The following is a 23,658-nucleotide window of genomic DNA, read 5'->3' on the forward strand; positions in this document are numbered from 1 at the left end:
GGTCCCGCTGTGGGGCCCCGCAGTCCTTGCGCCCGGACGTCCCCCGTCCGGGCGCCGAGGTCTAATCAGGAGACCAGGCTGTGAACCTGGACGCCATGGAACCGTTTGAGCACCTCCTGAGCGTGGCTGATCTCGGAGGCTCGCGTTGCCGTGTCCCAGCCCAGCGGGCCCGACAGGATTTCGGCAACCTCGTTCAGCAGCTCGCCGGTCACCAGTCCCCGGAACGCCAGGGACGTTCGGCGGATCAGAACATCGATCAAGTGCCCGATCTGCTCGTTCTGTGCCATGAATTCGAGTTCGCGGACGCTGAGTTCGCGGGTGGAGCGCAGCAGCCTGTCGGGCGTGCCGCCGCTGCCGCTGTCCAGGAAGCGGATGACCTCCTCGGCGCGGGTGCCGTAGCGGGTGAGCAGCCCCGCGGTGCGGTCCGCGTCGCGGCGGTCCGACATGTGCGCCTTGATCCAGCGCTGGACGCCGTCCTCGCTGTCGGGGAAGCCGGCGCCACCGCCGATCGCGAGCTTAGCTGTCGATACCCTGCGTTCCCTGCCGAGTTCGGCGAGGACGTCGTTGCTCAGGTGTTCGGCCAGGGCCCGGAAGGTGGTCCACTTTCCGCCGACGAGGCTCAGTACGACGGCGCCGCTGCCGCCGGCTTCCCCGGCTGGCCGCGCTGCACCGCGTTCGATGCGGTAGTCACGGCTGACGAAGCCCGGCTGGGTCGCGTCGTGCTTCGGCAGCGGACGGACCCCGGAGAAGGTGTAGACGATCTGCTCCCGGTTGACGGCGACGTCGGGGAAGACGTGGCCGATCAGGTCAAAGAAGTAGTCGATCTCGGACTCGGTGCAGACGGCATCTTCGGCCATGTCCGCGTCCACATCCGTGGTACCCACGAGGACCCGGTCTCCCATCGGGTAGATCAGCACAATCCGTCCGTCGGTGTGCTCAAAGAAGATTTCGCGGCCGTTGCAGGCCGCGAGCAGCTCGGGGTGGTCCAGGACGATGTGCGAGCCCTTGGTGCCGCCCATGAAGGAGGACGCCGCACCCATTGCTTCGTTGGTCAGATCGACCCACGCGCCCGTGGTGTTGACGATCACGTCCGCGGTGAAGTCGAAAACCTCCCCCGTGAGTTCGTCGCGGAGCCGGACTGTGCTGCCGGGCCCGGGACCGGCCGTGCCTTCGAGCGAGTCGAGTGAGAGGTAGTTGCTGGCGCGGGCCGTGTCCCCGGAGCCGCCGGCCCGTTCGCCGTCCTGCAGCACGTCGAGGGTGAGCCGCTCCGGGTTGTGAACGGAAGCGTCGAAGTAGGTGGCCGCATACTTGATGCCCGGATGCAGCCGCGGTAGCTCCGCCAGGGCCCGCTTGCGGCCGCGGAACTGGTGGCGCGGCACCGTTCCGCCGTCCCGGGAGAAGAAGTCATACAGGCTCAGGCCCAGCTTGATCAGGAAAGCGCCGCGCTCCTTGGGCGCCCCCTGCTGCTTGTGGGTCAGGAAACGGAGCGGCGCCGCCAGGACGCCGGAGAAGGTGCTGAAAACCGGGATCGTGGTCTGCAGCGGTTTGACGTAGTGCGGAGCGATGCGCAGCAGCCGGTTGCGCTCGACCACGGACTCACGGACGAGCCGGAACTCCCCGTTTTCGAGGTACCTGATGCCGCCATGGATCATATGCGAGGAGGCGCCGCTGGCGCCCTGGCAATAGTCGCCGCGCTCCACGAGCGCTACATCGACGCCCTGCAGGGCCAGGTCCCGGAAAGTACCCACTCCGTTGATCCCGCCGCCGATGATCAGCACCTGGGCCTTCGGCCGCATCCGCAGCCTCTGCACCGGCGCGCGCCTGCTTGCCGGCTCCTGGTTGCGGGCTGAATCCTTGTATCCCAAAACTGCTCCCTTGGGTCTGGCTTTGCGCGGCGCGCCGGAGGGCGCGTCGCCGTTAAAGACTATTGTTTGGAATAATGGAAAATGGAGTCAAGCACTATGCACAAACGTGCAGAACGGAAAATGCGAATTGAGTTCACGCCACTCCGACGCCCTCCGCGCGGCCCAGTTGTACTACCTGCAAGACCTGACCATGGACGCGATTGCACGGGAACTGCGGACCTCCCGGTCGACCGTCTCCCGGCTGCTCTCCTCGGCACGGGAATCCGGTCTGGTGCAGGTGCAGATCCGCAGCCCGCTCGACACCGGCCCGGAGCTGGAGCGCCTGATCCGGACCGAGTACAAGGTTGACGTCCACGTCGTGCCGGTGGTGGACACGCTGAATGAGGCGGAAACACTGGACAGAGTGGCCATGCAGGCGGCCCGCACCATCGGGCCCCTCGTGGATTCAAACGCCATTATCGGTGTCGCCTGGGGCTCAACCCTGAGCGCTGTCAGCCGCCATCTGACCCGGAAGATCACGCATGACAGCGTGATCGTCCAGCTCAACGGGGCCGGAAACATGCAGACCACCGGCATCACCTACGCCTCGGACATCATGCGCCGCTTCGGCAGCGCCTACGGGGCACGGGTGGAGCAGTTCCCGGTGCCTGCGTTTTTTGACCACGCCGCAACCAAGAAGGCGATGTGGAATGAGCGCAGTGTGCAACGCATCCTCGCCTTGCAGGCCCGGATGAGCATCGCGATCTTCGGCGTCGGGTCGGTCGACGCCGACTACCCCAGCCACGTCTACGCGGGCGGCTACCTCGATGAGGACGATCTGAACATCCTCGCAAGCTCCGACGTCGTCGGTGACGTCGCGACGGTGTTCTTCCGCGCGGACGGTTCCTCGAACGGAATAGTCCTCAACGAGCGGTCCACCGGGCCGGACCTCGCGCAGCTGCGCCAGGTCCACCGGCGGATCTGTGTGGTGTCCGGCGCGTCCAAGATCAACGGCCTGCGCGGAGCCCTCGCCGCGGGCTTGGCGACGGATCTTATCCTCGACGAGGCCAGCGCCCGGCGGCTGGTGCGGTTCGACGGTGACTCCTGAGCGGCCGACGGGGAGCGACGTCGGTGATCGCCGACGGCCTGTCCGCGGCGGCGCCGCCGGGGCAATGGGTAGAGTCGTTGCTATGAGAATCTCCCCTCGGACGTCCCTGAACAACGGCGTGCTGATCGACCGGCTGGGATTCGGGCTGTACAAAGTCCCGCCCGAGGAGGCCACCGGCCTCGTGACGATGGCCCTGGAAGCCGGCTACCGGCACTTTGACACGGCAGCCATGTACGGCAACGAAAGCGGAGTCGGCAAGGCCATCGGCGGCCTCGCAGGACTCGAGGGGGCGGCCGGCGGGTCCGGCGAACTGTCCCCCGCCCTGTCCCGCGAGGACCTCTTCGTCACCACCAAGGTCTGGAACGACGATCATGGATACGACGCGACGCTACGGGCCTTCCACACGTCCATGGCCAACCTGGGACTGGAGTACATCGACCTGTACTTGATCCATTGGCCCTGCGCCCGGAAGGGGCTGTTTCCGGAAAGCTACCGTGCCATGGAAACGCTCTACCGGGAGGGCAAGGTCCGGGCGATCGGCGTCTCCAACTTTCAGCCCGACCACCTGGACCGTCTGATGCAGACCGCCGAAGTGGTTCCGGCCATCAACCAGATAGAGCTGCACCCCTGGCTGCAGCAGGCTGAGCTGCGGAAGAAACACGAAGCCCTCGGCATCCGCACCGAGGCGTGGAGCCCGCTGGGCCGGGGACAGGTGCTTCGCGACCCGGTGATTCTCGCCCTGGCCGCCGAGCATGGCCGCACGCCGGCCCAGATCATCCTCCGCTGGCAGCTCCAGCTGGACAACATCACAATTCCCAAGGCCAGCTCCTCGGACCGGATCCGGGAAAACCGTGCGGTGTTCGACTTTGAACTCTCGGACGTCGATCTTGCCGACATCGCAGCGCTGGACCGCGGGTTCCGCACCGGCTCCCACCCTGACAACGTCAACTAGGACGCAAACGAATGGACACCGTGGACACCGAGTCCTCCCCCAGGCCCCTCTTCAGCAGCGACCTCGAGGGCCGAACCGCTCCGGCCGAGGTGGTCCTGGCCGGCGCGCGCGTGGCGTACTGGAGCTATGAACCGCTCCGGGTCACGCCCGAAACCCGGACCATCCTGGTGGTCCACGGCTTCCGCGGTGACCACCACGGCCTGCTCCGGGTGGCTGACCAGCTCCCCGAAATGCGCCTGATCATGCCCGACCTCCCGGGCTTCGGCAGCTCCGCGGCGTTTGCGGCCGACGAACACAGCGTGGAGCGCTACGGACGCTTTCTCGCCGAACTCATGGCCGCCCTTGAGCTGGGCCCGGAGACGGTACTGCTCGGCCACTCGTTCGGGTCGATCGTGGCGGGCCATTTCGTGGCGGCCAACCCGGGGGCCGTCGCCGAGCTGATCCTCATTAATCCCATCGCGGCCCCCGCCCTTGAGGGCGCCAAAGGACTGATGACGAAGCTTGCCATCCTCTATTACGAGGCCGCTGCCCGGCTCCCCCGCCGGCTCGGGCAGGCCCTGCTGCGCAGCCAGCTGATAGTGCGCGTGATGAGCGAGGCCATGGCCAAGACCCCGGACAGGGCATTGCGCCGGTTCGTCCACGCCCAACACAGCGCCTATTTCTCCGCCTTCGCCAACCGCGACAGCCTGCTGGAAGCCTTCAGGGCTTCCGTAGGGAACCACGTCTCGGAAATCGCCAACAGGCTTACCTTGCCGGTCCTTCTCATAGCCGGCGAGAAGGATGAAATCGCCGAGCTCACGGACCAGCACAAGCTCCTCGCCATGCTGCCGGACGGCCACCTGGACGTGATCCCCGGCGTTGGGCACCTGATCCACTACGAGACTCCGGAGCCCGCCGCCGAATTCATCCGCCGCTTCCTGAAGGACCACACCGCGTGAAAATCCTCATCGATGCCCGCTTCACCCGCCTGGACCACCACGACGGGATCAGCCGCTACGGGGCGAGCCTCATCGCGGCAACGGCCAGGATCGCGGATGTCTCCATGCTGATCAGCGACGTCCGGCAACTGGCGCTGTTGCCAGACGTTCCGTATACGCTGATCAACAGCCCGTTGTCCCCGGCCGAGCTGTTCGTCGCCGGACGGGTCAACAAACTCGGCGCCGACGTCGTCGTGTGCCCGATGCAGACGATGGGGAGCTGGGGCCGGAAGTACGCCCTCGTCCTGACACTGCACGACCTGATCTACTATGAGCACCCTGCCCCGCCCGGCTTCCTCCCGGCCCCGGTCCGGATCCTCTGGCGCCTCTACCACAAGGCCTACTGGCCCCAACGGCTCCTGCTGAACCGGGCCGACGTCGTCGCGACCATCAGCTCCACGACGGCGGCGCTGATCTCCAAATACCGGCTCACCAGGCGCCCGGTGCGGATCGTGGGCAACGCCCCCAGCCCGGCCTCAGTCCCCGTGATCCCGGAGCCGGGGCAGAGAAGACGCTGCTCTACATGGGATCGTTCATGCCCTACAAGAACGTCGAGACGATGATCCGGGGCATGGCCGAACTGCCCCACCTCACCCTGCACCTGCTGAGCCGCATTACGCCGGAACGCAGAGCGGAGTTGGACGCCCTGGCCCCGGCCGGCGCCAGGATCGTGTTCCACAACGGCGTGACGGACGCCGAGTACGAGGAACTGCTGGCCCGCACCACCGCCCTGATCAGCCTCTCCCGGGCGGAAGGCTACGGACTCCCCCTCGTTGAGGCGATGTCCCACGGCACGCCCGTGATCGCCAGCGACATCCCCATCTTCCGCGAGGTCGGCGGCGACGCGGTCAGCTATGTCCACCCGGACTCCCCGGCTGACTTCGCCGCGGCGGTACGGAAACTGGAAGAACCGGAACTCTGGAAGGAACGTTCACGTCGTTCGGTTGAACGCGCGGCCGACTTCAGCTGGGAGGAGTCTGCACGCAGGCTGCTTGCAGTTGCCGAGGAGGCCGTCGTCCTCCGCGGACGCCGCCCTTAGGCAGCCCCGGGCACACCGGCTAGAGAACGTCGACGCCGTCCAGGCGCAGCTGGACCGGGTCATCGCTGCGTTTCGCGGCGGCAGCGGCCTTGACCGCCCGCAGCACCCGGGTGACCTCCCCGGCCTGGGCATAGGGAATGAACAGCAGGGTGCGGACGTCTTCGCCGCCGCCCCTGCCCGGGGTACTTCCGGCCCCGGCCGCCGCGGCGCCGAGGCCGGCCGCGAGTACAAGGGGAGCCGGTCCGGCGGCCCGCAGCACGATCCCCTGCCCGCCCAGCTGGCGCTCGACGGCCTGGGTGAAGTGTCCGACGGCGGTCCGGCCGCCGGTGACGGAGGCGATCCGCACCGCGGGGGGCAGCTGCAGCTCCTGCCGCAGCGCCAGCTCGCGCTGTGCGTAGCCGGCGGGATCCCAGCGCAGCAGCGCGCCCACGCCGGCGGTGTCGTCTGCGGTGATGACCACCAGTCCCTGCTCGGCGGCGGGCCGGACCAGGGCCGCGGCGTTGAACCAGCGGCGGACGGCGTCTTCGCCGGCCCGGAGGTTCTCGCGGCGCAGCAGTGAGTCGCCGTCGAGCAGCAGGGCGGCAGCGTAGCCGCCGGCGGCCACCGGTTCTGCGCCGACGGTGGCCACGACGAGCGCCTTCGCGTCCGGGACGGCGGCCAGCACCCGGTCGCCGGAGGAGGTGAGGACGGGGGTGCCGGGAAACGCGCGGCCCAATTCCTCTGCCGTGCGGAGCGCCCCGGTGGCGCCCCGCCGGAGCCGGACACCGCTGCAGGTGCCGCAACGCCAGTCCGGAGCCGGCGTCGAGCACCAGCGGCACTGCGGCACGGCGGAAGTCCCGGTGGACCCGGCGACCGCCAGCGGGCCGCTGCAGGCTGCGCACCGGGCGGGTTCGCGGCAGGTCTCGCAGGCCAGCGAGGGGGCATAGCCGGCGCGGGCCACCTGGACGAGGACGGGTCCACGTTCCAGGCCCTCCTTGGCTGCCCGCCAGGCTGCGCCCGGAAGCCGGGCGACCCGGGCCAGGGGGTCGCGCTCCAATTCGAAGCTGTCGGCGGTGTTCTGCACCCGCGGAACGGTGCGGCGCATCACGGTGCGGTCCGCCTCGACGGGCCAGGCCCAGCCGGAGGTGACGAGCCGCTGCGTTTCGGTGCTGCGCGTGTGGCCTGCGAGCAGGCAGGCTGCCCCCTCCTGGCCCGCCCGGAGCAGCAGGACCTCGCGGGCGTGGGCGTACGGTGAGCGCTGCTCGATGTGCAGGTCGTCGCCGTCGTCCCAGCACACCACGAGACCAAGGTTGGAGACCGGCGCGTAGGCGGCGGACCGGGTGCCGACGGCGACCCCGGCGGCGCCGCTGAGGATCCGCAGGTAGCTCCGGTAGCGCGGCGTCGGGCCGTCGTCGGCGGTGAGCCGGGCGACGTCCCCGGCGGGAAGGAGGTCCAGCAGGGCCGCTTCCACCCGGTCCAGGTCCCGGTAGTCGGGCACCACCACGACGGCGCCCCGGCCCGACAGCCGGACGGCAGCGACGGCCTCGGCGATCATCCGGGGCCAGCCTCCTTCGCCGTAGCCCTGGAGTGCGCCCAGCACGGCCCGGGGCGACTCCCCCGCGCCGAGATGCTGGAGGAAGGCCGGACCGTTGCGGTAGCCTGCCCAGCTGGACGCCTGCAGGCCGGCAGGAATGGCTGCTCCCGCGTCGTCGTCAGTCCCGGCGTCGGCGAACAGTGCGGGGTTTAGGTGGCCGTCCGGGGCGAATTCCTTTTCCAGTTTGGCCATCCGCGGCGGCACAGCGACGCGCAGGACGTCGCTGAGCGTTCCGGCGTAACGGGCCGCCACCCGCCCGGCGAGCTCCGCCACGGCGGCCGTCAGAACGGGGACCGGCGAAACGACTTTGTGCAACGGGACGAGGGCGTGGCCTGCGTCGGACTCCGCGGTCCGCTCAACGAGGTAGCCGGGGAGCTCCTGGCCGTTGAATCTGACCTTCACGCGCACACCGGGCCGGGCCGCGGCGTCCAGGTCCGCAGGGACGCTGTAGTCGAAGGGCCTGTCCAGGTGCGGGAGGGATGACTCGATCAGCACCCGCGCGACGGGCAGTTCGGCGGCCAGGGCTGGCCCTGAGGTCGTGGAAGCAGCGGCGGAGGTGGGGAAGCCGGCGAGCAGCGACAGCTGGAAGGGCTCCTCCTGCGCCGGTGCACCGGCAGGGACCTGGGCCATGGCGTGTCCCTCCCCTTCAGATCAATCGAAAGTAGCCAGGCCCCGGAACGGCGGCCTGGCTACAGTCCATCACACGGCTATGACATTCAGGCGTTGAAGAAAGCCTTCAGCTCGTCCACCCGGTCGAGCCGCTCCCAGGTGAAGTCGGGATCGTCCCGGCCGAAGTGGCCGTGTGCCGCGGTCTTGGCGTAAATGGGCCGCTTCAGGTCCAGGGCGTCGATAATGGCGCGCGGACGCAGGTCGAAGATTTCGGCGATCGCGGCGCTGATCTTCGCGGGGTCAACGGTTTCCGTGCCGAAGGTCTCCACGTAGGTGCCCACCGGGCGGGCCTGGCCGATCGCGTAGGCGATCTGGATCTCAGCGCGCTTGGCAAGTCCGGCAGCCACCACGTTCTTGGCGACCCAGCGCATCGCGTACGCGGCCGAGCGGTCCACCTTGGACGGATCCTTGCCGGAAAAGGCACCACCGCCGTGGCGGGCCATGCCGCCGTAGGTGTCCACGATGATCTTGCGGCCGGTGAGGCCCGCGTCGCCAACGGGGCCGCCAATGACGAAGGCACCGGCCGGGTTCAGGATGTTCCGTGCCCGCGAAATGTCCAGGTTGGACATGGCCAGAACCGGATCGACGACGTACGCGGCCAGGTCGGCGCGGAGCTGTTCGAGGCTGGCGCCCTCGGCGTGCTGGCTGGAGATGACGACCGTCTCGACCGAGACGGGAAGGTCCCCGTCGTAGCCCACCGTGACCTGGGTCTTGCCGTCGGGGCGGAGGTAGGCCAGTTCGCCGCTCTTGCGGACCTCGGTGAGGCGTTCGGAGAGCCGGTGCGCGAGCCAGATCGGGACGGGCATGTAGGAGGGGGTCTCGTCGCTGGCGTAGCCGAACATGAGGCCCTGGTCACCGGCGCCCTGGAGGTCGTAATCATCTTCCTGGCGCCCTTCGCGGGCTTCCAGCGAGTTGAAGACGCCGCCGGCAATGTCGTTGGACTGCTGGCCGATGGATACGGACACGCCGCAGCGGGCGCCGTCGAAGCCGTTGGCCGAGGAGTCGTAACCGATGCCCAGGATGGTCTCGCGGACGATCTGCGGGATTTCGACGTAGGCGTCCGTGGTAACCTCGCCGGCTACGTGCACCAGCCCGGTGGTGGCCAGGGTCTCCACCGCGACCCGCGACTCGGGGTCCTTGGCCAGCAGGGCGTCGAGGATCGCATCGCTGATCTGGTCACAGATCTTGTCGGGATGTCCCTCGGTCACCGACTCGGACGTGAACAGCCGGAGCGAAGCGGGCGTGGACCCGTGAAAGTCAGGGATGTGCAGCGGTAAAGTCACTCAACTACCTTACTGGTTGGAAAACGAACGTCCGGCGGCGTGTGTCCCCGTGCTAAGGAGACGTTGATTACGCCAAAGCTAGGCTGGCGGAACAACCCGGCTCAACTCGGCGCTGATCCGGTCGATAACGGCAGCCGCAACGTCGGATTTGGCACCCGACGCCTCTTGGGGTTCGGAGCCGGAGCGGGAAAGGATGACTACGGAGTTGGTGTCCTCGCCGAAGACCCGGTCCTTGCCCACCTGGTTGACCACCAGCAGGTCGCAGGCCTTGCGCCGCAGCTTTGCCGCCGCGTACGCCAGGACGTCCCCGTCGGCGTCACCGGTCTCGGCCGCGAAGCCGACGATGAGCTGGTTCCGGGACGCGGCGTCGCGGACCTCGACCAGCTCCCGCAGAATGTCCGGGTTCCGGACCAGGGAGATGACGGGATCGGCGACGTCGTCGCGCTTCTTGATTTTGGTGCCGGAGATGTCCGCGGGGCGGAAGTCGGCGACGGCCGCGGCCATGATGATGACGTCGGAATCCGCGGCTGCATGCAGCGCGGCCTTGCGCAGTTCCAGGGCGGTCTCCACCCGGACCAGTTCAACGCCGTCGGGAGCCGGGACCTCCATGTGGGCGGCGAGGAGTCGAACTTTCGCGCCGGCTTCGCGGGCGGCGGCGGCGAGGGCCACGCCCTGCTTGCCGGAGGAGCGGTTGCCGAGGAAGCGCACCGGGTCCAGCGGTTCGCGGGTGCCGCCGGCGCTGATGGTGACTGTCAGCCCGGACAGCGGCAGGGCTTGCGTGGGCACGGCCGCGCCGTTGGGTGCCGCCATACCGTTGGCCTCAGTAGGGGCGTTGGGCACCGCCGGGGCGCCGGCGAGGGCCATGGACGCCTCGAAGATCGCCTCCGGTTCGGGCAGCCGGCCGGGCCCGGAGTCCGCGCCGGTCAGCCGGCCCGTGGCCGGTTCCAGCACGGTGACGCCGCGGCTGCGCAGCGTCTCGACGTTGGCCTGGGTGGCGGCGTGCTGCCACATCTCGGTATGCATGGCGGGCGCCATCAGCACCGGACAGCCGCCGGCCATCAGCAGGGTGTTGGTGAGCAGATCGTCGGCCTGTCCCGTTGCCGCGCGCGCCAGCAGATCCGCTGTCGCGGGGGCCACCACAATCAGCTCGGCCTCGTGGCCGAGCCGGACGTGGTTTACAGTGTGGACGTCGTCGAAGACGCTGTTGCTGACCGGATGCCCGGACAGGGCTTCCCACGTGGCCACGCCCACGAAGCGCGTGGCGGCCTCCGTGGGGATGACCGTGACGTCGTGGCCCGCTTCAGTAAAAAGCCGGAGGAGCGACGCCACCTTGTAGGCGGCAATCCCTCCCCCGACTCCGAGGACTATGCGCACGTGACCTCCGTCAACGGCTACGTAATTACTCTGCAGCTTCGATCGGCGTGGAAACGAGCTTGCCTTCGTTGATTTCGCGCAGCGCGATCGAAAGCGACTTTTCGTTCAGCTTCGTGTCGACCAGCGGGCCGACGTACTCGAACAGGCCCTCGTGCAGCTGGGCGTAGTAGGCGTTGATCTGGCGTGCGCGCTTGGCGCCGAAGATTACCAGTCCGTACTTCGAGTCGGCGGCCTTCAGCAGCTCGTCGATCGGCGGGTTGATGATGCCTTCAAGGTTCGTGGACACGAATTCTCCAAATTCTAACGGGCCGATACGTCCCGGCGCCTAGCGTGGGTTCGGGGTCAGCCCCATGAGTGAAACTAGCTCGTCCGCTGCCCGTCGAACGTCATCATTGATGACGGTGTGGTCAAACTCCGGTTCAGCGGCAAGTTCTAGTTTAGCGGTTTCCAGCCTCTGCTGTTGTTCTTCGGCTGTTTCGGTGCCGCGGCCCACCAGGCGGCGCACCATTTCGTCCCAGGTCGGCGGCGCCAGGAACACGAACTGGGCCTCCGGGACGGCCTCCTTGACCTGCCGGGCGCCCTGCAGGTCGATCTCCAGCAACACGGCCCGGCCCTCGGCGATCGCGGCGTCCACGGTGCTGCGGAGCGTGCCGTAGCGGTTCTGTCCGTGGACCACGGCCCACTCCAGCAGCTCGCCGTTTTCCACCAGGGCATCGAATTCCTCGGCGGACTTGAAGAAGTAATGGACACCGTCCACTTCTCCCGGGCGCGGCGGCCGGGTGGTCGCCGAGACGGATAGCCAGACGCCAGGATAGTTGTCCCGGATGTAGGTGGACACAGTGCCTTTACCAACAGCCGTCGGGCCGGCGAGGACTGTCAGTCCCGGATTCTTGCTCACATATTCCTTTGGGCGGTGTTTGGCATAGCCGGTGAAGCTATTTGTCGTCTATAAAATCTACCAGCGCCCGGCGCTGGTGAATGCCGAGGCCGCGGACCCGTCGTGAGGCGGCAATCCCGAGTTGCTCCATAATCGCTGCGGCCCGGACCCGGCCGATCCCGGGCAGGGCCTCGAGCAGTTCCACGATCCGCATCCGCGCGATGGCGTCGTCGGTGTCGCCGGAGCTGAGGAGCTGCGCAATGCTCAGTTCCCCGGACTTCAGCCGTTCCTTAGCCGCCGCCCTGGTGGTCCGGGCGGCGGCCGCCTTGCCCAAGGCGTCGGCACGCTCCTGCGGAGTGAGGGGTCGCAAACTCACTGAAGTCCTCCCTGCTGCGCTGCCGGGCCTGTCCGGCGGTACGTCAAATACTGCGTTGTAACGGCCCGGCCGGACAGCGCCCAGGCAGTTGCGTGGGCGTGTCCTGAACCTACAGTCTGGATGCTGGAGAAATCAATGGACGATTGCCCGGTCCCAGCTTGTCCGAAGGTCAGGCGAGGCGCAGCTCTTCGAGGGTGCGCTGGGCCGCGTCCCGCAGGTCCTGGACCCGCGGTCCGGCGCCGAGGATCTCCCGGCTGGAGGTCCCCAGCACCTGCCCGTAGGCCGCCCCGAAAGTCCGGCGCAGATCCGCCGCGGTGGCCCCCTGCGCGCCCAGGCCGGGGGCCAGGATCGGGCCGCGGACCGCGGCGAGGTCCAGGTCCAGGTCCGTGAGGGCGGAGCCGACGGTGGCGCCGACGACCAGACCGACGGAACCCAGATCCGGGGCGGCCAGCTGGTTATTTGAGGTATTGGACGTGAAGTACCGCTGGTTTTCCGCCGCGGCCGCCCGCACGATCCGGCGGGCCACGGAATCCGCGCCGCCGACGTGCTGCACCGAGGCGCCCTCGGGGTTGGAGGTCAGAGCGAGGACAAACACGCCGCGCCCGGTCTGCGCCGCCAGGTCGAGCGCCGGCCGCAGCGACTCGAAGCCCAGGTACGGGCTCAGGGTTACCGAATCCGCGGCCAGGGCCGAACCGTCCCGCAGCCAGGCATCCGCGTAGGCGGCCATGGTGGAGCCGATGTCCCCGCGCTTGGCGTCGGCGATGGTCAGCACCGAGGCGTCCGCGGCGGCGGCCAGGGTCCGTTCCAGTACGGCCATCCCCACGGAGCCGTGCCGCTCGTACAGGGCGACCTGCGGCTTGACCGCGGCAGCGAGCGGACCCACCGCGTCGAGCACGGTGAGCGAGAAACGCTCCAGGCCCGCGGCGTCGTCGTTCAGGCCCCAGCGCTGCAGCAGCGCCGGGTGCGGGTCGATTCCGACGCAGAGCGGACCGCGCCCGGCCATCGCCCGGCCCAGCCGGGAGCCGAAGGACTCCCGGCCGGCCGTTGCCGCCTCAGGCTCAGGCATTCTGTGGTGCCGCGATCTGCGAGGCGGCCTGCGCGGCCGCGTTCTGCGAGGCCGTGAGGGCGGCTGCGTGCTCCTGCAGGCTCGTGACGGACCATTCGTAGGTGCGCAGCGCCTCGATGGCCTGGACAGCGGCGTTGAACTCGGCCACGGTGGTGATGCACGGGATGCCGATTGAGGTCGCGGCGGCGCGCAGTTCGTAGCCGTCGCTGCGGGCTTCGCCGCCGGAGGGGGTATTGAAGACCATGTCGATCTCGCCGGCGATGACGAGGTCGGCGATGGTGCCTTCCCCTTCGGCGCTGGAACCCTCGGCGACCTTCCGGACCGGGGTGGCCTGGATGCCGTTGCGGCGCAGCACGTCGGCCGTGCCGCCCGTGGAGACGATCTCGAAGCCGAGGTCGGAGAGCCGCTTGACGCCCATGATCACCGAGCGCTTGTCCCGGTTGGCGACCGAGACGAAGATCTTGCCCTCGGTCGGCAGCGCGTTGTTGGCCGCGGCCTGGCTCTTGGCGAAGGCGGTGTCGAAGTGCTTGTCGATGCCCATGACTTCGCCGGTGGAACGCATTTCGGGGCCGAGCAGCGAGTCGACCACCTTGCCCTCCGGGGTGCGGAAACGGCTGAACGGCAGCACGGCTTCCTTGACCGAGACCGGCGCATCGAGCGGCAGCGTCGAGCCGTCGCCGGTTTCCGGCAGCATCTTGTAGGCGGTGCGGAGCTGGTTGATGGTCACGCCGGTGCCGATCAGGGCGGCGGCTTTGGCCATCTGCACGCCGGTCGCCTTGGAGACGAAAGGAACCGTGCGGGAGGCCCGCGGGTTGGCTTCCAGGACGTAGAGGACGTCGGAGGCCAGCGCGAACTGGATGTTGATCAGGCCGCGGACACCCACGCCCTCGGCAATGGCCAGCGTCGCGGTCCGGACCCGTTCCAGCACGTTGTTGCCCAGGGTGATCGGCGGGAGCACGCAGGCCGAGTCGCCGGAGTGGATGCCGGCCTCCTCGATGTGCTCCATGATGCCGCCGAGGTACATCTCCTTGCCGTCGTAAAGCGCGTCGACGTCGATCTCGACTGCGTCCTCGAGGAAGCGGTCGATCAGCACCGGGTGGTCCGGGGTGATTTCGGTCGCGTTGGCAATGTAGCGGGAAAGGTTGGGCTCGTCGTAAACGATTTCCATGCCGCGTCCACCCAGGACATAGGACGGGCGGACCAGGACCGGGTAGCCGATCTCGTCGGCGATCTTCTTGGCGTCCTCGAAGGACACCGCGGTGCCGTTCTTCGGCGAGATGAGCCCCGCCTGGTCGAGGACGCGGGAGAAGGCCCCGCGGTGCTCCGCGAGGTCGATCGCTTCCGGGGAGGTGCCGAGGATCGGCACGCCGGCGTCGGCGAGCTGCTGGGCGAGCTTGAGCGGGGTCTGGCCGCCGAGCTGGACGAAGACGCCCATCACGCCGCCGGTGCGTTCTTCGGCGGCGATGACCTCGAGCACGTCTTCGAGGGTGAGCGGTTCAAAGTACAGGCGGGTGGAGACGTCGTAGTCGGTGGAGACGGTCTCCGGGTTGCAGTTGACCATCACGGTCTCGTAGCCCGCCTTGCGGAGCGCCATCGAGGCGTGCACGCATGAGTAGTCGAACTCGATGCCCTGGCCGATCCGGTTGGGACCGGAACCGAGGATGATGATGGACGGCTTGGCGTGCAGCGCCACCTCGTCCTCCTCGTCGTAGGAGGAGTAGTGGTACGGCGTGTACGCGGCGAACTCTGCGGCGCAGGTGTCCACGGTCTTGTAGACGGGGCGGATGCCGAGGGCCTGCCGGACGCCGCGGACGACGTCCTCGGAGTTGTGGGTCAGGGCACCGATCTGCTCGTCGGAGAAGCCGTGGCGCTTGGCGCGCTGCAGCATCTCCGGGGTCAGGGCCGATGCCTGCCGGATTTCGAGCGAGATCTCGTTCAGCAGCTGCAGCTGGTCCAGGTACCAGGGGTCGATCTTGGTGGCCTCAAAAAGCTGCCTCACGGTGGCGCCGCCGAGCATGGCGCGCTGGACCTGGTGCAGGCGGTCGGTGGTGGGCCGCTTGGCCTTCTCGATCAGCTCGGCGACTTCCCATTCCGGGACGTGGCTGAAGTCCAGCTGGGAGCCCTTCTGCTCGAGGGAGCGCAGCGCCTTCTGCAGTGCCTCGGTGAAGTTGCGTCCCATCGCCATCGCCTCGCCCACGGACTTCATGGTGGTGGTCAGGGTAGGGTCCGCCGCCGGGAACTTCTCGAAGGCAAACCGCGGGACCTTCACGACGACGTAGTCCAGGGTCGGCTCGAAGGAGGCCGGGGTCTTCTGGGTGATGTCGTTCGGGATCTCGTCCAGGGTGTAGCCCAGGGAGAGCTTGGTGGCGATCTTGGCGATCGCGAAGCCGGTGGCCTTGGAGGCGAGGGCGGAGGACCGGGAGACGCGCGGGTTCATCTCGATCACAACGACGCGGCCGGTGTCCGGCTCGACGGCGAACTGGATGTTGCAGCCGCCGGTGTCGACGCCGACCTCGCGGATCACGGCGATGGAGATGTCGCGCAGGCGCTGGTATTCGCGGTCCGTCAGGGTCAGGGCCGGGGCCACCGTGATGGAGTCGCCGGTGTGCACGCCAACCGGGTCGAAGTTCTCGATGGAGCAGACCACCACGACGTTGTCGTTCTTGTCGCGCATCATCTCGAGCTCGTATTCCTTCCAGCCGAGGATGCTCTCTTCGAGCAGCACTTCGCTGGTGGGGCTGTACTGCAGGCCCTGGCCGACGATCCGGCGGAGGTCGTTTTCGTCGTAGGCGAGGCCGGAGCCGAGGCCGCCCATGGTGAAGGAGGGCCGGACCACCATCGGGTAGCCCAGGTCCTCGGCCGCCGTCAGGGCCTCGTCGATGGTGTGGATGATGTGGCTGCGGGCCGATTCGGCGCCGCACCGTTCCACGACGCCCTTGAACTTCTCGCGGTCCTCGCCGAGCTCGATCGCGGCGATGTTGGCGCCGATCAGTTCCACGTTGTACTTCTCCAGCACACCGTTCTTGTCCAGCGCGATCGCGGTGTTCAGCGCGGTCTGGCCGCCCAGGGTGGGCAGGATCGCGTCCGGGCGTTCCTTGGCGATGATCTTTTCAACCACCTCGGGGGTGATCGGCTCGATGTAGGTGGCGTCGGCGAACTCGGGATCGGTCATGATGGTGGCCGGGTTGGAGTTGACGAGGATGACGCGCAGGCCTTCCTCCTTGAGGACGCGCAGTGCCTGGGTGCCGGAGTAGTCGAATTCGGCCGCCTGGCCGATCACGATCGGGCCGGAACCGATGACCAGGACGCTCTTAAGGTCAGTTCTCTTGGGCATTACTTCTTGTCCTCAGTCTTGGATTCGGTGGAAGTCGTGGGAGAAGCAGCGGCGGCTTCCTTCTTGCTGTCCGCCATCAGGTCGATGAAGCGGTCGAAGAGGTAGGCGGCGTCGTGCGGGCCGGAGGCGGCCTCGGGGTGGTACTGCACCGAGAAAGCCGGAATGTCGAGGCAGGACAGGCCTTCGACGACGTCGTCGTTGAGGCTCACATGGCTGACTTCGACACGGCCGAACCGCTCTTCGGGAGCCTGGGTGGCGCCGTTAAGCGGAGCGTCGACGGCGAAGCCGTGGTTCTGCGAGGTGATCTCCACCTTGCCGGTGCGGCGGTCCATCACCGGCTGGTTGATGCCGCGGTGCCCGTAGCGGAGCTTGTAGGTGCCGAAGCCCAGGGCGCGGCCCAGGATCTGGTTGCCGAAGCAGATGCCGAAGTACGGGATCTTCTCGTCCAGCACCGAGCGGAGCAGCTTCACCTGGTTGTCCGCTGTGGCCGGGTCGCCCGGACCATTGGACATGAAAAAGCCGTCCGGGTTGACCGCGTTGACGTCCTCGATGGTCGAGGTGGCCGGCAGCACGTGCACCCGTATGCCGCGTTCGGCGAGGCGGATCGGGGTCATCCGCTTAATTCCGAGGTCGATCGCCGCGATGCTGAACAGCGGCTCTTTGTCCCAGCCCCAGTCCTTCGGCTCGACCGTGTAGGCCTTGTCCACGCTGACTTCCTCCGCGAGGCGGGAGCCTTCCATCGGGGCGCTGGCCAAAACGGTGTCCACGAGTTCCTTGTCCGTGGCCAGGACGGCGTCGCCCGAGAAGATCCCGGCGCGCATGGTTTTGTGTTCGCGCAGGTGGCGGGTGATGGCGCGGGTGTCCACGCCCTGGATGCCGACGACGCCCTGCTCCACCAGTTCGGCGTCGAGGGACCGCTCGGAGCGCCAGTTGGACGGGCGGCGGGCAGCATCCCGGACGATGTAGCCGGCCACCCAGATCCGCCGGGACTCGGCGTCGTCCTTGTTCACGCCGGTGTTGCCGATGTGCGGGGCGGTCTGGACCACCAGCTGGCGGGCATACGAGGGATCGGTGATGGTCTCCTGGTAGCCGGTCATCCCGGTGGCGAACACAGCCTCGCCGAGGGCGGTTCCGGTGGCGCCGTAGCTGGTGCCACGGAAGATCCGTCCGTCCTCGAGCACGAGGGCCGCGGGGGTGGAGGCGGCTGCGTTTGCCGTCGCTTCCGCTTCTGTCACTGTGGGGTTTTCCGTCACGTTGTTACTTTCCACTATCGGCATTCGCCTGAGGGGCTGCGGAGATCAGATCTTGCAGGGCGTTGAGGAGGGTCGTTTTGTCGTCGGCGTGCCGGGTGCGGAACCCGGTGTCCAGCTCATGGGCGCCCAGCATCCAGCTGAGCACCAGGAGTCCGTCCTTTTCGACGAACTTTCCGGCCATGCCGCTTTCCTGGCGGACGCCGGTGAGCCGGTCGGCCGGGATGAAGACCGGGCCGGCGCCGGAGCGCTCGAAGAGCACTCCTTCGGCGTGGACGCTGAGTTCGGCGTTGGTCCGGATGCCGAGGTTGTGGACCGCGATGCGGTCCAGCCAGTCACCGGCGGTGGTGGAGGCGACGTACTGGCCGTCGGCTGCCGCCAGCGGGGAGCCGAGCTCCGCAGGGATCTGGGGCAAGGGATCGACGTCGGCCTGGCGGCGCAGGCGGTTCCGCCAGCCGAGCCAGATCAGCGTTAGCGCGACGCCGATCAGGACCAGCGTGAAGAGCAATGAAAGGTCCTTGACCATCAGTCGCGGCCTACCGCTGCGGTGTCGGGCGTGCCCGGTACGGCGGGGAGCCACCGGTACGGGGTGTTGAGTTTGCCGTCGAGGACGGTGGGGTGGCCCTTGAAGAACGTCGCCACCACCTTGCCCGGGAGTTCCCGGCCGGCAAACGGTGAGTTACGGCCCATGGTTGCCATCTTAGAAGGGTCCACGGTCCAGCGCGCAGCCGGGTCCACGAGTGTGACGTTGGCGGGTTCCCCGGCGTCGAGCGGGCGGCCCTGATCCTCCAGCCGGCCGATCTCGGCAGGGGCGGTGGAGGTGACGCGGGCGAAGTCCGACCAGCCCATCAGGCCGGTTTCGATCATGGTGTGCTGCACCACGGACAGCGCCGTTTCCAGTCCGGTCATGCCCATGGCGGCCTGCGCCCATTCGCATTCCTTGTGTTCGCTCGGATGCGGGGCGTGGTCCGTGCCGACGACGTCGATGGTTCCGTCGGCCAGCGCGGCGCGCAGGGCCTGGACGTCAGCGTCGGTACGCAGCGGCGGGTTGACCTTGTAGACGGGGTCATAGCTGCGGGCCAGCTCGTCCGTGAGCCAGAGGTGGTGCGGGGTGACCTCGGCGGTGACGTTGACGCCGCGGGACTTGGCCCAGCGGATGATTTCCACGGAGCCGGCGGTGGAGACATGGCAGACGTGCAGCCGCGAACCGACGTGCTGGGCGAGGAGGACGTCGCGGGCAATGATGCTTTCCTCGGCGACGGCGGGCCAGCCCGTGAGCCCCAGGACGGCGGACACTTCGCCCTCGTTCATCTGGGCACCGGCGGTGAGCCGGGGTTCCTGCGCGTGCTGGGCCACGACGCCGTCGAACGCCTTGACGTATTCGAGCGCGCGGCGCATCAGCACGGGGTCGGAGACGCAGATGCCGTCGTCAGAGAAAACCCGCACGTGGGCGCGGGAATCGGCCATCGCGCCGAGTTCGGCGAGCTGTTCCCCGGCGAGGCCCACGGTGACGGCGCCTACCGGGCGGACATCCACCCAGCCGGCCGTGCGGCCCAGGGTCAGTACCTGTTCGACGACGCCGGCGGTGTCCGCCACCGGGGTGCTGTTGGCCATGGCGTGCACGGCCGTGTAACCGCCCAGGGCCGCGGCGCGGGTCCCGGTCTCGACCGTTTCGGCGTCCTCGCGGCCGGGTTCGCGCAGGTGCGTGTGGATGTCCACCATGCCTGGCAGGGCCACGAGCCCGGCGGCCTCGATAACGGTGGCGCCCTCCGCGGAAAGGTCCTGGCCGCGTTCGGCGATGAAGCCGTCCCGGATCAGGAGGTCTTCAGGGGCTCCGCCGAGGATGGCGGCTCCGCGGATCAGGTAGGCGCCGTTGGTGCCGGTGTCCTGTTGCTGTGATGCCATCAGTGGCTCTCCTTCGTGGAATTGGCAGCTGGTTCGCGGGTGTCCCCGGAGAGCAGCAGGTAAAGCGCGGCCATGCGGATGGAGACGCCGTTCCGGACCTGTGCGAGCACAGTGGAACGGGGCGAGTCCGCGGCGGCGGAGGAAATTTCCAGCCCCCGGTTCATCGGGCCGGGGTGCAGAATGATGGTGTCCTTGAAGCCCAGCCGGTCCAGGGCCCGGAGCCGGTTGTCGTCGAAGCCCCACCGGCGGGAGTATTCGCGCGTCGTGGGGAAGAACGAGGCGTTCATCCGTTCCCCCTGCACCCGGAGCATCATGATGGCGTCCACGCCCTTGGCGAGCGTCTCGTCGAGGTCATAGCTGACGGTGCAGGGCCACTTTTCGACGCCGATCGGCAGCAGCGTCGGGGGCGCCACGAGGGTGACCTCGGCGCCCAGGGTGCGCAGCAGCCAGACGTTGGAGCGGGCCACCCGGGAGTGCAGCACGTCGCCGGCGATCGCAACCCGCATGCCTGTGAGGTCGGCCCCGGCGGACGGGGTTCCGGCGAGCTTGGACCAGTGCCGGCGCATCGTGAAGGCGTCCAGCAGCGCCTGGGTGGGGTGTTCGTGGGTGCCGTCGCCGGCGTTGATGACGGCGGCGTCGATCCAGTCCGTGGCGGCGAGCCGGTGCGGCGCTCCGGAAGCCCAGTGCCGGATGACGACGGCGTCGGCGCCCATGGCGGCAAGGGTCTGGGCGGTGTCCTTGAGCGACTCGCCCTTGGACACGGACGAGCCCTTCGCGGCGAAGTTGATGACGTCCGCCGAGAGCCGCTTGGCGGCGGCCTCGAAGGAGATCCGGGTGCGGGTGGAATCCTCGAAGAACAGGTTCACCACGGTGCGGCCGCGCAGCGCGGGGAGCTTTTTGACCTCCCGCTCCCCCACGGCGGCCATTTCCTCGGCGGTGTCGAGGATGCGGACGGCGTTGTGCAGGCTCAGGTCTTCGGTGGAAAGCAAGTGCCTCATGCGGTGGCCTCGATGACCACTTCATTGACGGGGACGCCGTCGGGCGCCCCGTCCACAGAGTCGGTTTCCTCGAGCCGGACACGGACTTTTTCAGAAGAGGACGTGGGCAGGTTCTTGCCGACGTGGTCGGCGCGGATGGGCAATTCGCGGTGGCCGCGGTCGATCAGCACGGCGAGGCGGACAATCCGCGGGCGGCCGAGGTCGATGATCGCATCGAGGGCGGCGCGGATGGTGCGCCCGGAGTAAAGGACGTCGTCGATCAGCACAACAACTTTGTTGTCGATCCCGGTGCGCGGAAGCTGCGTCGGGTACGGCGGCCGCGTCGGCTGGTGGGAAAGGTCATCGCGGAACATGGTGACGTCCAGCTGGCCCACGATCGCGGCGGCATCCACAGTGGGATCGGCTGCGGCAATCTTCTCGGCGAGGCGGACGGCGAGGGGGTAGCCCCTCCGCGGAATGCCCAGCAGGACCAGGTCCTGGGAGCCCTTATTGGACTCGAGAATTTCATGGGCGATACGAGTGAGTGCACGGTCGATGTCCGCCTGGTTGAGTACCACTCGGGTAAGAACAACCTTGGCCGGAACCGGTGCTTCTGGAACAGAAGTCAACGCTCGTCTCCCCTTTCCCCGCCTCACGGGACGGAATTAAAAAAGGATCATTTGCCCTTTCAAATTACCACAGCGCCCGCCCCGGACCTGCCCGGGACGGGGCGTCGTGCGTCACAGCGGCGCTGGCCGGGGCCGGCGGGCGGCGGGCGGGGCGCTGGCCGGGGCCGCGGGCGGGGCGCTGGCCGGGGCCGCGGCGGGTGCCAGAGTGGATGCCGCACCAGGCGACCACGACGACGGCCGCCAAACCAACGATCTCCACATCTGGGCAGCCGCACCGTCGGGACAACGACTCGGTCCCATCGCACCCCGAAGCTCCCACTAGGCCTGCCCGGCGCCGGCCAGCACCAAAAACCAGGGCCGCCAATGCCCCCCTAAATGTCGGTGCCTCCTGAAATGCTGTGGGTATGGAAAGCACGGCGGCATGGAGTGCGGAGAGCAGGGAGGCCCTGAAAGAGATCGCGGCGTCCGTTGCGGCGCTTGCTGCCCTCGCCTTCCCCGGCGGGGCTGACAGCTTCGATGAGTCCGGGACCGGCCCGCTGGGAAACGATAGCGCGCCCGGGGACGCCAATCCGTTGCGGGACCTGGCGGACGCGTGCCTGGACGGGCTCGGCGAACTCGCCCGGATGGACGCCCGCTCCGCGGCGCTGAAGGTCAGGCTCACCGCCGACTACGCCCAGGCCGCCACGGCCCTGGCGCCACCGGCGGCGTCCCCGCAGGACCACACCGCCCAGGAAATGGCCGTCGTCGCCGAAGTCGCCTGCGTCCTGACCGTCAGCGAACGCACCGCCGCAGCCCTCCTGTCCGAAGCCCTGGCCCTAACGGCGGCGCTGCCGCTGACCCTGGCTGCCCTGCAGGCCGGGATGATTTCCTGGCAGCACGCCCGGATCCTCATCGACGAAACCAACAACCTGGAACCCGGCGCGGCGGCCGCGCTCGAGGCGCACTTCCTGGACCCCGCTGCACCGAACCCGGCCCGCGGCTGCCCCGCCGGGGACCTCACTCCGGGCCGGTTCCGGGCCAAGGCCCGCGCCTGGCGGGAGCGCCACCACCCGGCCAGCATCGAGGCACGCCACACCAGAAGCGCCGCGGACCGCCGGGTCGACTACACCCCGGACCGGGACGGCATGGCCTGGCTCTCGGCCTACCTCCCGGCCGACACCGCCGCCGGGATCTGGGACCGGACCACGGCCGCCGCCCGCGCGCTCCAGGGGCCCCACGAGGCCAGGACCCTGCCCCAGCTCCGCGCCGACATCACCGCCACCTGGCTCCTCACCACCGGCACCGCCGGTAACGGCGCCACCGTCGGAACGGCCGATGGAGGCACCGGCACGGGCCGGGATGTGGGCGGACCTGTGCCCGGGGGTGTTCCGTCGCCGCGGGCGCAGGTCCTGATCACCGTCCCGGTCCTGTCCCTCCTCGGCGCCACGGAGGAACCGGCCATCCTGGACGGGTACGGGCCGATCCCGCCCTCCATGGCCCGCCGCCTGATCGCCGACGGCGCCGACTCCTTCTACCGCGTCCTCACCGACCCCCGCGACGGCGCGCCGCTCGAAATCGGACGGACCAGCTACCGCCTCACCACACCCCAACGCCGCTGGCTCCGCCTCCGCGACGCCAAATGCCCCTTCCCCGGCTGCAACAACCACTCCCTCGACAACGAAGCAGACCACCTCCTGGCCTGGGCCGACGGCGGCACCACCGGCATCACCAACCTCGGCCAACCCTGCCCCAAACACCACCGCCTCAAACACACCACCGCCTGGACACCCACCCCAGCCACCAAAACCACCCCACCCGGATGGACCTCACCCACCGGACGCCACTACCCCAGCGAACACCAGGACTGGGAACCACCCACCTGGCCGCCCCACCTCCCGGCAACGGACATGGACACGGACATGGACACGGACACGGACACGGACACATTGTTCGACTCCGGCCCGCTCCTGGAGCAGGGGCCCGATATCGAACCGGAGCAGTTTCCGGACCATTACTTCCCCGCGGACCCCGGCCTGCCCGAGGATCCCGGCCCCGACCCCGAACAGGAACTGCCCACTGACCCCTTCCCGGACTGGCACCAATTCACTGCCCGGCAGCAATTCACCGCGGGACAGCAATGGCCCGCAATAGATACGGACTGGCACTCATCGCCCGCAGGGGATGCCGTCGAGGAGTGCTGGCTGGCGGCGGTACCGATGTCCGTTTGATCGGAGTGGTGCATGAATCGGTCGGCGCACGACCTGCCGGATGCCTACCGAAACCACCCAAGCCCGGGACCAGTTCACCGGGAGTTCAACCTCACCAGGGTGGGCCCAAAAGGTGGGCCTAAAAAGGTCAGTCAGTTTGCCCCTAACCCGAACACAGCGCCAAACCGGCACGTGCGAGTGCCGCACCCCCGCTGGCCATGGAATCCCCTAGGCTCTTG

Annotated in this window: 19 protein-coding genes and 1 pseudogene; 5 read left to right on the forward strand and 15 right to left on the reverse strand. The window is 68.4% G+C overall.

Translation table 11 applies throughout. The features are described from left to right. Window positions 1-65: 65 nt before the first annotated feature. Window positions 66-1,796: a glycerol-3-phosphate dehydrogenase/oxidase gene (locus OM977_RS10455; RefSeq protein ID WP_442960728.1), complete on the reverse strand. Its 1,731-nt coding sequence runs from the start codon at window positions 1,794-1,796 to the stop codon at window positions 66-68. A gap of 196 nt (window positions 1,797-1,992) precedes the next feature. On the opposite strand from OM977_RS10455, the gene OM977_RS10460 reads away from it, so the two are divergent. From OM977_RS10460 to OM977_RS10475, 4 genes and pseudogenes are all read left to right on the forward strand, one after another. Further along, window positions 1,993-2,952 (forward strand): sugar-binding domain-containing protein, encoded by a 960-nt coding sequence (locus OM977_RS10460; RefSeq protein ID WP_264353919.1) that lies wholly within the window; start codon window positions 1,993-1,995, stop codon window positions 2,950-2,952. 82 nt (window positions 2,953-3,034) lie between these two features. Next, window positions 3,035-3,904 (forward strand): aldo/keto reductase, encoded by an 870-nt coding sequence (locus OM977_RS10465; RefSeq protein WP_264353920.1) that lies wholly within the window; start codon window positions 3,035-3,037, stop codon window positions 3,902-3,904. Window positions 3,905-3,915: 11 nt separating this feature from the next. Continuing rightward, a complete protein-coding gene (locus OM977_RS10470) occupies window positions 3,916-4,842 on the forward strand; it encodes an alpha/beta fold hydrolase (protein WP_264353921.1) in 927 nt (308 codons plus the stop codon). Then, window positions 4,839-5,920: pseudogene (locus OM977_RS10475) on the forward strand (glycosyltransferase family 4 protein). The gene OM977_RS10470 and the pseudogene OM977_RS10475 overlap by 4 nt, the downstream one beginning before the upstream one ends. A gap of 19 nt (window positions 5,921-5,939) precedes the next feature. Here OM977_RS10475 and OM977_RS10480 read toward each other — a convergent pair. The 14 genes from OM977_RS10480 to OM977_RS10545 form a co-directional block, all read right to left on the reverse strand. Next, a complete protein-coding gene (locus tag OM977_RS10480; RefSeq protein WP_264353922.1) occupies window positions 5,940-8,123 on the reverse strand; it encodes a primosomal protein N' in 2,184 nt (727 codons plus the stop codon). An 86-nt stretch (window positions 8,124-8,209) separates the two neighbouring features. Further along, window positions 8,210-9,445, reverse strand: a complete 1,236-nt coding sequence (gene metK, locus OM977_RS10485) for a methionine adenosyltransferase (protein WP_264353923.1) — start codon at window positions 9,443-9,445, stop codon at window positions 8,210-8,212. Window positions 9,446-9,523: 78 nt separating this feature from the next. Beyond that, a complete protein-coding gene (locus OM977_RS10490; RefSeq protein ID WP_264353924.1) occupies window positions 9,524-10,819 on the reverse strand; it encodes a bifunctional phosphopantothenoylcysteine decarboxylase/phosphopantothenate synthase in 1,296 nt (431 codons plus the stop codon). 25 nt (window positions 10,820-10,844) lie between these two features. After that, window positions 10,845-11,105: a DNA-directed RNA polymerase subunit omega gene (rpoZ, locus tag OM977_RS10495; protein ID WP_090581074.1), complete on the reverse strand. Its 261-nt coding sequence runs from the start codon at window positions 11,103-11,105 to the stop codon at window positions 10,845-10,847. 39 nt (window positions 11,106-11,144) lie between these two features. Then, window positions 11,145-11,717 carry a guanylate kinase gene (gmk, locus tag OM977_RS10500; RefSeq protein WP_264353925.1) on the reverse strand — a complete coding sequence of 191 codons (573 nt, stop codon included), beginning with the start codon at window positions 11,715-11,717 and terminating at the stop codon, window positions 11,145-11,147. Between the two features lie 37 nt (window positions 11,718-11,754). Continuing rightward, window positions 11,755-12,072, reverse strand: a complete 318-nt coding sequence (gene mihF / locus OM977_RS10505; RefSeq protein ID WP_264353926.1) for an integration host factor, actinobacterial type — start codon at window positions 12,070-12,072, stop codon at window positions 11,755-11,757. Window positions 12,073-12,241: 169 nt separating this feature from the next. Continuing rightward, complete coding sequence (gene pyrF, locus OM977_RS10510; protein WP_264353927.1) at window positions 12,242-13,138, reverse strand: orotidine-5'-phosphate decarboxylase; 897 nt, start codon at window positions 13,136-13,138, stop codon at window positions 12,242-12,244. Beyond that, window positions 13,131-16,472, reverse strand: coding sequence for a carbamoyl-phosphate synthase large subunit (gene carB / locus OM977_RS10515; RefSeq protein ID WP_264353928.1), 3,342 nt, complete (start codon window positions 16,470-16,472; stop codon window positions 13,131-13,133). The genes pyrF and carB overlap by 8 nt, the downstream gene beginning before the upstream one ends. Next, window positions 16,472-17,749, reverse strand: coding sequence for a glutamine-hydrolyzing carbamoyl-phosphate synthase small subunit (carA, locus tag OM977_RS10520; RefSeq protein WP_264353929.1), 1,278 nt, complete (start codon window positions 17,747-17,749; stop codon window positions 16,472-16,474). The genes carB and carA overlap by 1 nt, the downstream gene beginning before the upstream one ends. Further along, the gene (locus OM977_RS10525; RefSeq protein ID WP_264353930.1) at window positions 17,730-18,248 is read right to left on the reverse strand and encodes a PH-like domain-containing protein; all 519 of its coding nucleotides are present in this window, start codon (window positions 18,246-18,248) and stop codon (window positions 17,730-17,732) included. The genes carA and OM977_RS10525 overlap by 20 nt, the downstream gene beginning before the upstream one ends. Further along, a complete protein-coding gene (locus OM977_RS10530; RefSeq protein ID WP_264353931.1) occupies window positions 18,248-19,627 on the reverse strand; it encodes a dihydroorotase in 1,380 nt (459 codons plus the stop codon). Before OM977_RS10530 ends, OM977_RS10525 begins: the two co-directional genes overlap by 1 nt. Continuing rightward, window positions 19,627-20,625, reverse strand: a complete 999-nt coding sequence (locus tag OM977_RS10535) for an aspartate carbamoyltransferase catalytic subunit (protein WP_264353932.1) — start codon at window positions 20,623-20,625, stop codon at window positions 19,627-19,629. Before OM977_RS10535 ends, OM977_RS10530 begins: the two co-directional genes overlap by 1 nt. After that, window positions 20,622-21,233, reverse strand: coding sequence for a bifunctional pyr operon transcriptional regulator/uracil phosphoribosyltransferase PyrR (pyrR, locus tag OM977_RS10540; RefSeq protein ID WP_264353933.1), 612 nt, complete (start codon window positions 21,231-21,233; stop codon window positions 20,622-20,624). The genes OM977_RS10535 and pyrR overlap by 4 nt, the downstream gene beginning before the upstream one ends. A gap of 64 nt (window positions 21,234-21,297) precedes the next feature. Continuing rightward, the gene (locus OM977_RS10545; protein WP_264353934.1) at window positions 21,298-21,492 is read right to left on the reverse strand and encodes a hypothetical protein; all 195 of its coding nucleotides are present in this window, start codon (window positions 21,490-21,492) and stop codon (window positions 21,298-21,300) included. Window positions 21,493-21,637: 145 nt separating this feature from the next. On the opposite strand from OM977_RS10545, the gene OM977_RS10550 reads away from it, so the two are divergent. Further along, a complete protein-coding gene (locus OM977_RS10550) occupies window positions 21,638-23,440 on the forward strand; it encodes an HNH endonuclease signature motif containing protein (RefSeq protein ID WP_264353935.1) in 1,803 nt (600 codons plus the stop codon). The last annotated feature ends 218 nt before the right edge of the window (window positions 23,441-23,658 follow it).

Source organism: Pseudarthrobacter sp. MM222 (assembly GCF_947090775.1).
Taxonomy (GTDB): domain Bacteria; phylum Actinomycetota; class Actinomycetes; order Actinomycetales; family Micrococcaceae; genus Arthrobacter.

Bases quoted from the DNA above. Each gene is read 5' to 3' on its own strand.
- OM977_RS10480 (WP_264353922.1), bottom strand. From the start codon at position 8,123: ATGGCCCAGGTCCCTGCCGGTGCACCGGCGCAGGAGGAGCCCTTCCAG.
- OM977_RS10455 (WP_442960728.1), bottom strand. From the start codon at position 1,796: ATGCGGCCGAAGGCCCAGGTGCTGATCATCGGCGGCGGGATCAACGGA.
- pyrF (WP_264353927.1), bottom strand. From the start codon at position 13,138: ATGCCTGAGCCTGAGGCGGCAACGGCCGGCCGGGAGTCCTTCGGCTCC.
- carA (WP_264353929.1), bottom strand. From the start codon at position 17,749: ATGCCGATAGTGGAAAGTAACAACGTGACGGAAAACCCCACAGTGACA.
- OM977_RS10470 (WP_264353921.1), top strand. From the start codon at position 3,916: ATGGACACCGTGGACACCGAGTCCTCCCCCAGGCCCCTCTTCAGCAGC.
- OM977_RS10550 (WP_264353935.1), top strand. From the start codon at position 21,638: ATGGAAAGCACGGCGGCATGGAGTGCGGAGAGCAGGGAGGCCCTGAAA.
- carB (WP_264353928.1), bottom strand. From the start codon at position 16,472: ATGCCCAAGAGAACTGACCTTAAGAGCGTCCTGGTCATCGGTTCCGGC.
- OM977_RS10535 (WP_264353932.1), bottom strand. From the start codon at position 20,625: ATGAGGCACTTGCTTTCCACCGAAGACCTGAGCCTGCACAACGCCGTC.
- OM977_RS10465 (WP_264353920.1), top strand. From the start codon at position 3,035: ATGAGAATCTCCCCTCGGACGTCCCTGAACAACGGCGTGCTGATCGAC.
- OM977_RS10530 (WP_264353931.1), bottom strand. From the start codon at position 19,627: ATGGCATCACAGCAACAGGACACCGGCACCAACGGCGCCTACCTGATC.
- OM977_RS10525 (WP_264353930.1), bottom strand. From the start codon at position 18,248: ATGGTCAAGGACCTTTCATTGCTCTTCACGCTGGTCCTGATCGGCGTC.